Annotated in this window: 11 protein-coding genes; 2 read left to right on the plus strand and 9 right to left on the minus strand. The window is 44.9% G+C overall.

What is annotated here, in order from left to right; genetic code table 11:
* Positions 1-28: 28 nt before the first annotated feature.
* The gene (locus tag ACESPO_RS02785; protein ID WP_016439109.1) at positions 29-1342 is read right to left on the minus strand and encodes a sodium-dependent transporter; all 1314 of its coding nucleotides are present in this window, start codon (positions 1340-1342) and stop codon (positions 29-31) included.
* Positions 1343-1550: 208 nt separating this feature from the next.
* On the opposite strand from ACESPO_RS02785, the gene ACESPO_RS02790 reads away from it, so the two are divergent.
* Entirely contained in the window at positions 1551-2252 is a 702-nt protein-coding gene (locus ACESPO_RS02790) for a gamma-glutamyl-gamma-aminobutyrate hydrolase family protein (RefSeq protein WP_009262650.1), read from the plus strand.
* A 167-nt stretch (positions 2253-2419) separates the two neighbouring features.
* Complete coding sequence (locus ACESPO_RS02795; RefSeq protein ID WP_499788440.1) at positions 2420-6673, plus strand: EAL domain-containing protein; 4254 nt, start codon at positions 2420-2422, stop codon at positions 6671-6673.
* Positions 6674-6735: 62 nt separating this feature from the next.
* On the opposite strand, the gene rnhA is transcribed toward ACESPO_RS02795, so the two are convergent.
* The 8 genes from rnhA to ACESPO_RS02835 all read right to left on the minus strand — a co-directional run bounded on the left by rnhA (position 6736) and on the right by ACESPO_RS02835 (position 13949).
* A complete protein-coding gene (gene rnhA / locus ACESPO_RS02800; protein WP_008976053.1) occupies positions 6736-7212 on the minus strand; it encodes a ribonuclease HI in 477 nt (158 codons plus the stop codon).
* Positions 7203-8918, minus strand: coding sequence for a MutS-related protein (locus tag ACESPO_RS02805; protein WP_009262652.1), 1716 nt, complete (start codon positions 8916-8918; stop codon positions 7203-7205). The genes rnhA and ACESPO_RS02805 overlap by 10 nt, the downstream gene beginning before the upstream one ends.
* A gap of 74 nt (positions 8919-8992) precedes the next feature.
* Positions 8993-9721 (minus strand): MBL fold metallo-hydrolase, encoded by a 729-nt coding sequence (locus ACESPO_RS02810; RefSeq protein ID WP_270458415.1) that lies wholly within the window; start codon positions 9719-9721, stop codon positions 8993-8995.
* Positions 9715-11241, minus strand: coding sequence for a uroporphyrinogen-III C-methyltransferase (gene cobA / locus ACESPO_RS02815; RefSeq protein ID WP_016439111.1), 1527 nt, complete (start codon positions 11239-11241; stop codon positions 9715-9717). The genes ACESPO_RS02810 and cobA overlap by 7 nt, the downstream gene beginning before the upstream one ends.
* A complete protein-coding gene (hemC, locus tag ACESPO_RS02820) occupies positions 11219-12097 on the minus strand; it encodes a hydroxymethylbilane synthase (RefSeq protein ID WP_270458419.1) in 879 nt (292 codons plus the stop codon). Before hemC ends, cobA begins: the two co-directional genes overlap by 23 nt.
* Entirely contained in the window at positions 12060-12563 is a 504-nt protein-coding gene (locus tag ACESPO_RS02825) for a precorrin-2 dehydrogenase/sirohydrochlorin ferrochelatase family protein (protein ID WP_117576242.1), read from the minus strand. The genes hemC and ACESPO_RS02825 overlap by 38 nt, the downstream gene beginning before the upstream one ends.
* A 46-nt stretch (positions 12564-12609) precedes the next feature.
* A complete protein-coding gene (gene yqeB, locus ACESPO_RS02830; protein WP_270666464.1) occupies positions 12610-13458 on the minus strand; it encodes a selenium-dependent molybdenum cofactor biosynthesis protein YqeB in 849 nt (282 codons plus the stop codon).
* Positions 13455-13949, minus strand: coding sequence for a MogA/MoaB family molybdenum cofactor biosynthesis protein (locus tag ACESPO_RS02835; protein ID WP_499788441.1), 495 nt, complete (start codon positions 13947-13949; stop codon positions 13455-13457). The genes yqeB and ACESPO_RS02835 overlap by 4 nt, the downstream gene beginning before the upstream one ends.
* Between the last annotated feature and the right edge of the window lie 90 nt (positions 13950-14039).

Below are 14039 nucleotides of genomic sequence, written 5' to 3' on the forward strand. Positions count from 1 at the left end.
AACTTCTTGAGTAACATTCTGTATTTCTTTAACCAATTCCCCCATACACGATCCCGAGGATCACTACAAGAATGGTCACGATCACAAACACATATTTTGCAAACGCAAGGAACCTTTTTCCAAGCGGTTTCCCTGCTCCTTCATTGATCGCCGCAAGCGCCTTTTCTCCATCATGAAGATAGTAAAAGACAATCAGCACAAGAAGTGCCATCAGCGGTGAAATTACAACTGTGATCAGATTGGTAAACTGATCAAAGGTTGTCATGCTCAAATTCAAAGGAACTGAGAGCACAAATGTGACAACTCCCACAAAAATCACCGCCTTTTTCCTTGTCAGCTTCGAGTGCGAAAGGATTGCCTCCACAACCCCTTCCAGCATATTAATAGAAGAAGAGATCGCCGCACAGAGCAAACTGATAAAGAAGATAACCGCAAGGATTGTTCCACCCGGCATTTTTTCAAAAATGATCGGCATCGTCATAAATAATAATGGTGGTCCTGATTTTGCATCCAACCCGAATGCAAATACCGCCGGCATGATCACAAAAGATGCAAGTACCGCTGCCAGCGTATCCAACACTGCCGTGCTGACCGCCAGATGCGGAATATCATATTCTTTCTTCAAATAGCTCCCATACACTACCATCCCGCATCCATTGATGGATACCGTGAAAAATGCCTGTCCAAGCGCCATCACCCATGTATCTGCTTTCAAAAGGTACTCCCATTTTGGCTGAAGCAGAAACTTCACACCTTCCATCGCTCCCGGAAGTGACAGTGACTGGAAAATCAGTACGATAAAAATCAGAAACAATGCCGGCATAATGATCTTGCTGATCCGCTCAATCCCTTTTACAACACCTGCACAAATGACCAGTACCGTCAGAAAAATCGCAACCGCATCCCATGGAATGGAAGCAGCTGAACCTGCAAACTCTGTAAAATAGGTGTTCTTATCCACCTTTGCCAGCTTTCCGGTTCCACTCATTACAAGGTATTTTAAAATCCACCCGACAACCACATTGTAAAACATAAAAATGCCAAGAAGCCCGATTGCCGGAAGCATTCCTACAATCTTTCCACCCTTCCATGTTCTTTCACGGAACACTTCTGAGATTCCAGTCATCGAACCGCCGCCAAAAGCACGCCCGAACGCAAATTCTGTAATCAGTCCTGTCGTCCCAAGAATCAAGACAAACAGAAAGTATGGGATCAAAAATGCCGCCCCACCGTAAGCGCCAAGCCGGTATGGAAACATCCATATATTTCCAAGTCCAATAGCCGAACCGATGCAAGCCATAACAAATCCCATTCTGCTCGTAAATTTTTCTCTCTTTTCCATAAGCAACTCCTTTTCTCTCCAAACCCATCCACAAAAAACATCAATCAGCAGATCGACTCAGACAGGCTTTCCGATTTCTCTCCATATACTATCACACTTTAAAGCATTAATGCAAGAAAAAAGTAGAAAATATATTTTTTTCCTGTTCTTTTGAATATCCGGCACGAAACATACCTATCCTATAATAAAAAACATAAGGATGTGTACTATGAAACCAGTAATCGGAATTATTGTCTGCGGTCTGATGGATGACCGCCAATTTGTAACTAATGCTTACATTCAATCCATAAAATATGCAAAAGGAGTCCCTCTTCTGCTCCCACTCGTGCGTTCTGACGAGGCACTTCAGACATATTGTTCTCTCTGTGACGGTTTCCTCTTCTGCGGTGGAAACGACATCACCCCACTTCTGTTTGGAAAAGAACCGGCAAAAGGACTGGGGGCAACCAACATCACACTGGATATTTTTCAACTTCGCCTTCTGCGCGCCATTCTAAAAACAAAAAAGCCCCTGCTTGCCATCTGCCGTGGAATGCAGGTCTTAAATGTAGCCTGTGGAGGAACGCTTCTCCAAGATATCGATACCTCACTCCACGCACCCATCAATCATATGCAGCTTTCCGCCTCTAGAAGTGAAATCAGCCATAAAGTACTGGTCGCAAAAGGAAGTATTCTCTCCTCCATCACAGGTTCGTCCCTCTATACAAACAGTTTCCATCATCAGGCAGTCGACTCACTCGGCAAAGGGCTCGTCCCAACTGCCCGGACTTCTGACGGCATCATCGAGGCAATCGAACTTTCCGCTCATCCATTTGCCCTTGGAGTCCAATGGCACCCGGAATGTATGTACCGTACTTCTCCTGTCATGCGTGATCTGTTTGCTTCATTTATCACTGCCTGCCGCAAATAATTTATTTTGCCAGCCCCTGCTTCTGCAATTTCTAGTCATTGCCCCGACGCCTGCAATATGGTATGATATCCAGAGACATTTCAAACAACAAAACAAGAACCGGAAGGAAGATTTTAAACTCTTCTTTCCGGGCAATCATTATAACAAATAAAGGCAGGGCAATACCCATGACAGATCATCAGATTTCTTCCCTCTCCAGCCTGCTCCACCAGGATCTTTTTGAGTTTCTCAAAGGCTCAATTTCCGGTGGACTCCTCTGCGGCTATACCGGAGAAGGATTCCCTTTTCATTTCATCAGCGATCAACTGCTGCACCTTCTTGGCTTTGAGAGCCGCGAGGAATATTGTACGTTTATTAAAAATAAACTGATCAACGGCATCCATCCAGATGATCGGGAGTATACAACAGACACTGTTTTGTCTGCTCTAAACGAAGACCAGACGTACGAAATTAAATATAGAATGTTAAAAAAAGATGGTTCTTTTATCTGGGTCATCGGTCAAGGAAAGAAGTTTTTCCATAAAAATTCCGAATTTGTAGCAAGTATCTGTCTGGATATCACTGATACCATTGAACTGCAGCAAGAGCTGAGTGAACTTACCCATAACATTCCCGGTGGAGTCTGTAAAATTTTGATGGATCAGGATTTCACACTTCTTTATGGAAACGATAGCTTCTATCAGCTATATGGATACACTTCTGCAGAAATGCAGACACAACTGGGCAACAAGCTAATTGCCACGATCCTTCCTGAGGATGCAACGTCTATTATGGAAATCATCGAGCGTACTTACCGAAGTCAAGAATCTCATTTTGAATTTGAACAAAGAATTTTTCACAAGGACGGTTCCATACGCTATCTTCTGACAAACGGTGCCTTCAGCCATTCTCGGAAAGGAGTTCCCACTTTAAATTGCGTCATCATCGATATCACAAAGCGCCGACTATCTGAACAGGAACTTGCTATCAACGAAGAGCGTTTCCGGATTGCTGTCACACAGACACAGAGTGTGATCTTTGACTATCATATTCAAAAAAAACAAGTGGTCCATTCGAAAGAAACAATGCACCTCTATGGACTGCCGGAAATCATGAATGATGTTCCGGAAAGTTTTTTGCGTTCTAAGATCATTCCTCGCAAACATGCTGCCGCTTTTCTTTCCATGTACAGAGAAATCCAGCAAGGAAGTCCTCACAGCAGCTGCACCGTAGAAATCTTAGCAGCAGACGGAAAATATTACTGGAATACGATCACAATGACAACTGTTTTCAATGGTCAGCACAAACCGGTCCGTGCCATTGGTGTCGTGGAAAATATTACTCAGCATAAAGAAATGGAATATGCTTATCTCAAAGAAGAAACTTACCGACGTGCTCTGCTTGCAGATACTCTGTTTTACGCGGAAATCAACCTGACCGAAGGTATCATCGACACCCTCTCCGAGATGAATACCCAAGAATTGATGGAACACCTCTGCCGCTCTTATGACCAATATCTAAGAGTCGAAGGAATCAAAAATATTCATCGGAAAGATTATCCCAAATTTCTGGAAACTTTTTCGCGTAAAAATCTTCTTGCAAATTATGCCAACGGGATTCAGGAACTCAAATTAGAATATCGTCATTTGACGAATTTTGGAAAGACTTGCTGGGTAGAAACAACTGCCCATATGATGAAAGACCCTGTTTCCGGAGATATCCGCTGTCTTCTCTACTTACATGACATTGATGCAGCAAAAAGAGAGCGGCTGACTCTTGAAAACGCCTCCCGGCTGGATCCTCTGACCAAGCTATATAACAAGGGAGCTGCTGAGACATTGATCCGCAGCCAATTAGAAGCAAGTTCTCCCGATGCCTGCCACGCATTTATCATCATTGACCTTGATCACTTTAAAAAGATCAATGATCTCCATGGACACGCTTGCGGAGACAAGGTGCTAAAAGAAACGGCAAAACGAATTCAGCAGCATTTCCGTTCGGACGATATCATCGGGCGAATCGGCGGAGATGAGTTCATTGCCTTTATTAAAAATATCCCTTCGAAAGACTTTCTGATCCAAAAGTTAGAAAAGCTTCGATATACCGTAGTACCTTTCCGCGGTATTCTTACATATAGTATGGGAATCTGCCTCACATCGAACTATGGATTTGACTTTGAAGTACTGTATGAAAAAGCGGATATCGCTCTTTATCACTCAAGAGCACGTGGGCGCAACTGTTTTACCTTCTATACTTCAGTCATGCATCTACCCGAACAAAATGGTATTCCTAAAAGTGAAATTGTTATGGAACCGGAGGATCCTGCATGGTCACAGGAAATCTTCCATGCGTTGATTGAAAATCTGGAGGATATTACATATCTGAGTGATCCATACACCTATGAACTCCTCTACGTTTCTCCGCAAGTCCGTGACATTTTAGGATTATCCGGCAATGATCCCATTGGAAAAAAATGCTACGAAGTACTTCAAGGAGAACACAAACCATGCCCATTTTGCACAAATCACCTTTTGGATCAAAAGCCGGTCATCTGGGAACACCACCACCGACTCCTGAACCGTGATTACCTGCTCAAAGATAAATTTATCACATGGAATCACCGTAAAGTGCGCATGGAGCTTGCAATCGATATTACGGATCTAAAATTGAACGGAATCCAGCAAAGATTTTCTATCGCATTAACAGAATATGCTTCTCTGCTGGAATCTCTGTCCGGAACAAAAGAGATCCTCCAGGTAGCCGCACAAACACTCGGCAAATTTTATCAGGCGGATGATGTCTGTCTGATTTATCCTGCCCATACGGGAAATTCTTATCATTTCAAATGCCTTTGGCATTACGAAAACTCTATTTCCCAAAGTGCATTGGTCCAACTGACTCAAATTGAAAAATACGCATTTATTCAGGACTTATTTTACACAAATGATATCATCCACATCCCGGATATTGAAATGCTCCGCCCAAACTATCCGGAGGAAATGCGACTTCTGGAACGTTACGAAATCCGGCAGATGCTTGGTTTTTCTTTCTCCGCTGAACACCCTAAAAATGCCTGCCTGATTTTATCCAACCCGCATACCTGTGGCAATGAGTTACATTTTCTTCGTCTGGTATGTCATCTTCTCACAAATCGGCTGCATAGTATCGATGCGGAGAAAAAACTAGACTATAACTTCTGGCATGATGCACTAACCGGCCTTTACAATCTTGCAAGTTTTTCTTCTTATACTAAAAAACGGCATTTTGAAGAACTCTCCTCCGTAGGACTTGTGCTTGCGGATATCAATGGTTTCAAACAGATTAACAATACGATGGGATATTCCTTTGGCAATCAGGTGCTTCTGGACACTGCTCGTGTTTTTCGAGAATATTTCCCAGATGCCTATCACTTCCGTCTCAGCGGAAATGAATTTTGTATTATCTGCGAAAATGCTTCCGGCAAATATTTTTATCAACAGATTTCACTATTACAGGCAGATCCCATCGTTCTGAGACATGACGGGATTTCCTTTGGCTACCACTGGATGCAAAAAGAAGTAGATTTTTCCATACTCAAATCTCTTGCAGAAGATTCGATGATGGAAGAAAAGCAAAAATATTACATGGAAACACCTTATTTTGCCAAACGGCATCGTCCTACTATCCTGCAACAAACATTGCGCGACTTAAAAGAAGAACGATTCCTCATCTACCTTCAACCCAAAGTAGATCTCTCCTCAAGAAAACTTATCGGAGCTGAGGCATTGATCCGGTATCGCCACGAGGAACGCGGCTTGATAGCACCTGATTTTTTTATTCCACCACTAGAAAAAGAGCACCTAATCCGCTATATCGATCTATTTGTTTTAGAACAAGCGTGCCGTCTTCTCGGGCGCTGGCAACAGGAAGGACATAAAACATTTCCTATTTCCATCAATTTTTCTAGAATTACACTGATGGAAGAAGAAATCCTTCCTTCCCTGCTTGAACTGGTACACACTTACCAAATTTCACCTTCTTTGATCCAAATTGAAATCACCGAGACTATCGAAGAGAAAGATTGCGATGTTCTCCTGACACTCAGCCACCAGCTACGGCAGGCCGGATTCACAATTGCCCTCGATGATTTCGGCACAAAATATACAAACTTGTCCATTCTCACCCACATGGATTTTGACGTTCTAAAACTTGACCGCAGTCTGATTCAGACACTGTGTTTCAGAGCATCTAATCAGACGATCATCAAGCATGTAATTCAAATGTGCAAAGAACTTCCGGTAGAAGTCATCGCTGAGGGCATCGAAAATGAAGAACAGGCAGCACTCCTCACCTCTATGGGATGTCCTTCTGCACAGGGATACTTATTCGGAGCACCAATGCCTATTTCCGAATTTGAATCTAGATTCATGCCGGCAGAAACAGATTTCAAAATCTCGCCATAGAAAAAGGAGGGATGGTCCGACTTTGCATCTGCATTGTCCGCCATCCCTCTTTTTCTAACTCTTTACAAAACCCCTTCATCTATCATAAGATCGGTCCCATCTGCCGCAGTCGTCGCCAGTGTGTCACATCTCTCGTTCTGCGGATGTCCATCATGTCCTTTCACCCAGATAAAAGTAACTTGATGTTGTTCCTTGGCTGTCAGAAGCCGTTTCCACAAATCCACGTTTTTGACCGGCTCATTTTTCCCGCGCTTCCAGCCTTTCTTGATCCATCCATCGATCCAGTGTTGATTAAACGCATCCACCACATATTTGGAATCCGAATACAACTCAACGCTGCACGGACGGTTCAGCGCTTCCAATCCTTTGATCACCGCCATCAGCTCCATCCGGTTGTTCGTTGTCCTTCTGTAACCACCGGACAGTTCTCTTGTATGTAATTCTCCTTTTCTATCTACATACTCGAGCACAGTTCCGTATCCTCCCGGTCCGTCCGGATTTCCTCTGGCTGCCCCATCTGTATAAATCTTTACATGCATATTCTTTCCTCCTGTCTGGTCCAGTTCCCCGTTGCTAAAAATTCTTCTGCCATTTTCTCTGCCTCATCTGTAATCCGATCTTCATATCCGATCAACCGAAGAAGTTTGATCGCATTGCGTGATACTGCTCTCCCCTTTTGCAGGCAATAATCAAACAGGATATCCTCATCCATGATTGTCTCCTGAAAATGATAATTGTCATAGCAGTTCTCCAGCAGATGTGTCAATTCAATATCATGCGTTGCCGCAAAACAAATCACACCTTCTTTTGCAAGACTTTTCAAGATCTGTGCGGAGGCCGCGATTCGCTCGACAGTGTTCGTTCCACGCAGCACCTCATCCACAAAACACAGCATCGGAACATCCTCGTTTACATGATTTAAAATCCTTTTCAATGACTTGATTTCCACAATGTAGTAGCTTTCATTCCCCTGCAAGTTGTCACGCAGAGCCATCGAAGAATAGATCTGAAAAAACGGCGCTTCATATTTTGCCGCCGGGCAGGTAAAAATCGTCTGCGCCAGCACCGTATTGATTGCCACGGTCTTTAAGAAAGTAGATTTTCCAGATGCATTGGATCCAGTCAGAAGAATACTTCGGTGCGCTATAACAGAATTTGCCACCGGATCTGCCAGCAGTGGATGATATACATTTTCCAGATAGATTTCTGCCTTCTTTCCTTCTGTAAAATTCGGTTTCTCATAATAAGGAAGAAATGTACGGAAAGATGCCGCGCTGATCATACTGTCCAAATATCCGATAATTTGGATCACTTCTTCAATTTTCCCTCTATTTTTTTCTGCCATTTCCAGCATCGAATTGAATTTGATTAAGTCAATGTGAAACAACATCCGGATATAATCAAGTACTGCATCGACCATCGATCCAGTCGCACCTCTCCCTGCCACAAGCACATGGGAATGTTTCAGAAATACATTCATTTCTTCCCGAATCTTATGTAGTTTGTCAAGATAAAACTGTATCTCCGGGATTTTTTCCTTCCCCAATGCCTCTGCTGCCCGAAGAACCCGGATCAGATAAGAAAAGGTGGCGATATATGGTTCAATCTCACTTTTTCTCACAAAATAACTTTTGATATTCCAGACTGCCGCCGCTATAAGCAAGATCATCCCAACCCCGGGAGCTGCCAGCAGCGCACCGACTCCGACAGCAATCGCTGCAATTGCCAGATAATGTCTGCTGTTTTTTTCACGTCTGACATCCTCCAGACGGTCAATGTAATCGCTCACAGAATATTTCGGCATTCCTCCGATCTCATAGAACAGATATTGCAGGCGGAGCCTCTCTTCCTCATTTTTGGTGAAAAACTCCATCAGGCGATCTCGTTCCTTCAATTTCTCTGCCGAAAGCACCGGAGTCCGCAGAAGATAGTACAGATACTCTGCTCCCACCGAGGAAGTTGTGTGATCCATCACCTGATAGACCTCATCCAAATCCAAATCGTTCCATGTAATATCATCTACATACGGCTCTGTGATCTTTCCCTTTCGCAGCTGCTGCTGAAAATAATGAGAAATGGACTCATACTTTGTACGGTCATATTCTTTCTCCGAAGCGGTACCCCACGCTTCTTTCCATGTGTTCTTTAAATATCGCTCTCTTTTCTTGGCATTTGCCGAAATCTGATACAAAAATACTATGATCAGCACAAAAATGATCAAAAGCAGTAAAATATCCTGTCCCATACTACCCCTCCTTCCTTCTGTCCACAAACAGATCCTGCTTTTTCTATGCTGTTCTCAGACAGTTTTTACTTTCCCTACGCTTCTTCCGGCAAAATGACTTCTTCCCCTTTGCCGCTGACACACCAAAATCTTGTTTTCTCATGTGTCTGTCCATAAGTTTCCACATACTGTTTCGCCAGCGCATACTCCTCCCACAGATGCATCGGAACCGCAAACTGCACTGGAATTTCTAATAGAAAATGCTCCATTCCAAGGGCATATGCATCTTCCTGCCTTGGATCCAGTACAAGAAATGCTACATCGATCGTCTTCCCTGACAATGCTTCTTTCAATTTCCCGATCTCTGACTGGTATCTTTCCTTCATTGTTTCGTTGTACAATGTAGATTCTTCTTCCCAGTGCCACCAGTTCAGATCCCCTGCATGATAAAAAAGTTTTTCTTCGCACGACACAAGAAATGCGACTCCTTCATCTGTGGAACGGAATGTTTCTATTACACAATTTCCAATTGTCTCTGTCTGATTCGGTGCGATTCTTGTCAAGTCGGATCTGCAAATCTCACTTGCATCATATGACGCTTCAGAAATATCATCGGATAAAATGTATTTAATCTTCGGATACTGCTCTGTCCACCGAAAGATTTCCTTGGAAAAATGATCATAATGTCTGTGGCTTACAAACACATAGATTGTTTTCTCTGGATTCCAAAGCGGAAGTTCCCCCTGATAATAATCAAATACAAGTACGCTGTGCTCCTGCTCCACCGCAAAGCAGCTATGAGAAATATAAGTAATCTTTACCATGTCCTCTTCCTTTCTTTTACAAGCGCCACCATCGCCTCCAGTGTCGGCTGCTCTGCCATAAATGTCTGCATGCCATAGTGATCCGCTGCTGCCTTTGTCTGTTTCCCGATACAAAGTGCCTGTACTTTGGAAAAATCAAGTCCTTTTGCCGCCTGTGCAAAACCTCTTACTGTTGATGCACTTGTAAACATCACATAATCGGTCTTCCCCTGCTCAAATTCTTCCTGGTAATTGATAAATCCATATGCCTCATAATGCGTATCGTAAATCGGAAGGTCTTCTATGACTGCCTCGCTTCTCTTTTTAATCTCACGGATCAACTCCGGATTTCCAATCTTTGCCCGCGGAATCAAAATATGTTCATCAGAAAGTACCTCCCCAAGTGCTGCTCCAAGGTGCTCTCCATCATAAACTTCCGGCATCAGTTCCGCATACATTCCATGTGCTTCCAACGCGCGCGCAGTTCCGCTTCCAATCACCGCGATCCGAAGGTGAGAAAGGCTTCGCACATCCACGCGATGCTGCCGCAATGCGCTCCAGAACACTTCTACACCGGTTGGACTGGTAAACACGATCCACTGGTATTTCTGGATGTGAAAAAGCACCTGCGAAACTCTTTCGTTTTCCACCTCCGGCACAATGCGGATTGCAGGCGCTTCCAACACCTCCGCCCCTTCTTCCCGCAACATTCCTGCCAGACGGCTGCTCTGCTCCTTCGGTCTTGTCACCATGATCTTCATTCCCGCCAATGGTCGTTTATCATACCATTCCAATGATCTGCAGGCGCATACCTCTCCCACAACAATAATTGCAGGAGTCTGAATCTTTGTCTCTTTTGCAAGTGCTTCTAAAGTTTCCAAGGTACCTGTGATCTTCCGCTGTCTTGCTGTCGTTCCCCGCTCCAAAATTGCCGCAGGTGTCTGCGGATCCATTCCCTCCCGGATTAGATTTGCACATAAAAACGGCAGTGTAGAGACTCCCATCAGAAACACCAGCGTTCCTTTCACACCCGCCAGTTCCCGAAATGGAATCTCGTCCGGCTCATGCCCTTCCTTTTTATGTGCCGTAATAATGTGCAGCGAAGAAGCAGCATCCCGGTGTGTGACCGGAATTCCCTGGTATGCAGGAACCGATACTGCCGATGTCACTCCCGGAACAATTTCAAACGGAATTCCCGCCTTCTTTAGTTCTTCCGCCTCCTCCGCGCCGCGCCCGAACACAAACGGATCGCCACCTTTTAAACGGACAACTTTTTTCCCTTCCATCGCTTCTCTTACGAGAATCTGGTTGATTTCACTTTGTCTCACCCGGTGATTCCCGGAATGTTTTCCTACATCAATATATTCTGCATGTTCTGCCCCATAAGTAAGCACACCCTGCCCTGCAAGTCTGTCATAGACAATGACATCTGCTTCCGAAAGCAGACGTTTCCCTTTGACAGTCAGAAGTTCTTGATCCGACGGTCCTGCTCCAACAAGCCATACTTTCCCCTGCTTCTTAGTGTTTTGTTCGTAATTCATCCGCAAGCTCCCATCCTAAATGTGCTGACGCCCGGACCTCTGCCCGCTTCGTCGCAATTACATAGTTTCCTGTATCTTCTTCATAATATAGGCCAGTCAGAACCAATTCATCCTGTTCTATTCTTCCATATGCCGCCACCGGAGAACTGCACCCGCCATCCAGCCTTCGCACAAATGCCCGCTCATTTTCAGCGATCACTTCCATCTCCTCAGGCTGAAGTTCTTTCACAAGTTCCCGCATCTCTTCTCTTCCCTGCACGACAAGAATCCCCTGCCCTGCTGCCGGAAGAATCTCTTCTGGAGAAAAATACCGCTCGATCCTCTCTTCGAGTCCGAGTCTCTTTAATCCTGCCGCCGCAAGCACAAGGACATCATACTGTCCGCTGTCCAGTTTCTGAAGTCGTGTCTGGATATTGCCCCGGATCCCTCTGACTTCTGCATCCGGGTATAACTTCTGTAGCTGTATCCTTCTCCGGAAACTCGAACACCCGATTACACCCTGACCATTCCAGTTTTCTTTTCCTTTTGCAGGCACAAGTACATCCCGCGGATCCTCTCTCCTGGAATATGCAAGAATCGGAAGTTCCTCTGGTGTCTCCATCGGCATATCTTTCAGACAGTGCACCGCCAGATCAATTTCCCCATCCAAAAGTGCGCGATCCAGTTCTTTTACAAAAAGTCCTTTTCCTCCGATCTGATCCAGACTTCTGTCAAGAATCTTATCTCCGGTCGTTTTCATCGTCACCAATTCTATCTCTAACTGCGGATGTAACTTTTTTAGTTCCTGTATGATCATCTCCGACTGTACTACCGCCAGCTTACTCTCTCTGCTGCCTACTCTGATTTTTCTCTTCATGTTCCATCTCCAAAACTTTTCTTATCCTTGCTGCCGTCTCTGCAACCTTCCTGTGATCACTTCCATCTCCCGTAATTCCCACGACAAGTTCCTCCTGGACTGCCACTGCCGGAAAATAGAAATCACAATCAGTTCTGTCCGTTGCAGTATTCGCCAGAATCTTCCGCTTACGGCACAGCATACAAATCTCATGATTTAACTTTTTTACATTTGTCGCCGCCAGCACCAGAAAAAGTGCTTCCGTCAGATCACTCTCTTCAAATGCTTTTTCTTCTAATACAATTTTCCCTTCAGATACAAGCAGATGAAATGCCTCCTTTTGTTCTTTCGGGATCTCTTTTGCAATCACCTTGATGCGCGCACGAAACTGCAACAATGTCTGCACCCTCCGGAGTGCAATCTTCCCTGCCCCGACTACGAGGATATGCTTTCCTTCTATATCTATAAACATTGGAAAATAACTCATTTCGCTTCTCCTGTTCTCCCTTTTCGCGCAACTTTTCCTTTGGCTGTCATGCATCAAATGCCCTGTTTCTATTTTCTGCAATCTGCTTTCTTCCACGGAGGATTGCCTCAAGGACACCACCTCCGACCGCTCTTGCTTTATCAGAAATCGTAAAGCAGTAAGCGTATTCCCTGCGCGCATCAATATCCCCGCACTTCATTCCTTTTGATACAACAATTCCTTCCGGGAGCATCCCACGGATCATTCCACTCATCTGTGCGTAGACCGGATTCTTTCCGCACATTGCCACAAGCTGTCCTTTCTCTACGCAATCACCAATCTCTGCCTTCGGTTCAAATCTCCCTTCCCCGGAAGCACAGATCAACCGCTCCTTTGCATAACCTGCAATCACCCCCGGCACTCCAGTGTTCGGAATTGCCGTTCCTTCTGTGATCACTCTTCCAAGATCATGTCCCCGCTTTGTTTCCACGACAAAATGACAGTCCATCCCGGCTGTAAATCCAGGACCAACTCCGATAACAATGGGAGCATCCTCGATCTTCGTTCCAAGATTTCTCTTTGCAAGGATCGCATCTACCTCCACATCTGGCTGATACCAGTCCATATGCACACAAGTCGGATCTGTGATGACCGGGATTTTCTGCTGTTCCAGACAGCTTTCCAGCGCTTCTTTTGTCGATACACACTTTGCAATAATTCCTTCCACCTCGGCTTCAGACTCATAGACGGCTCTGGAAAACGCCACGTATCTACGGATTGTCGTCGGCTCACCGGTCTCAGTCATGATCACCTGAAATCCACTGTGATATAAGCGAACTGCGATCCCACTTGCCAGATCTCCCGCCCCTTTGATCAACACACGAAGCGGACGCTCTCCTTCTATGAATTTTTTCATTTTCTCGCACACTCCGCAGTCTGTCCAGTCAAAATCTCCACGCCGTGAATCACTTCCCCCAAAATCTCCCCAAGACTTTCCTCTACCGCCTTCGGACTTCCCGGCAGATTGATGATCAATGTCTCCTTCCGGATCCCTGCCGCCGCGCGGGAAAGCATTGCACGTTTCGTATACTTCATACTTGCCGCACGCATTGCTTCCGGAATCCCCGGGACAAGCCGTTCACAAATATCAGTTGTCGCCTCTGGTGTACAGTCTGTTTTGGAAAATCCCGTTCCACCGGTTGTCAGTATCAGATCCGCCATCTGGCTATCCGCGATCACCGCCATCACTTTTGTAAGTGTCTCTCTGTCATCCGGCAGAATCTTTTTGAATGTGACTTCCATTCCGGCTTCTTCCACAATCTCACAGATTTTCGCTCCGCTGATGTCTTCCCGCTTCCCTGCATATCCAGTTGTACTGGCTGTAATTACAGCAACTCTTATTTTCATCTGAACTCCTCCTCATTTTTCTATCTATTTTTATCTATCTCAACATCACAATTTCTTTCCTGATTTTTATGTTCCAAATATTTTATTTTG

The organism is Coprococcus sp. HPP0074 (assembly GCF_964238105.1).
Classification (GTDB): domain Bacteria; phylum Bacillota; class Clostridia; order Lachnospirales; family Lachnospiraceae; genus Faecalimonas; species Faecalimonas umbilicata.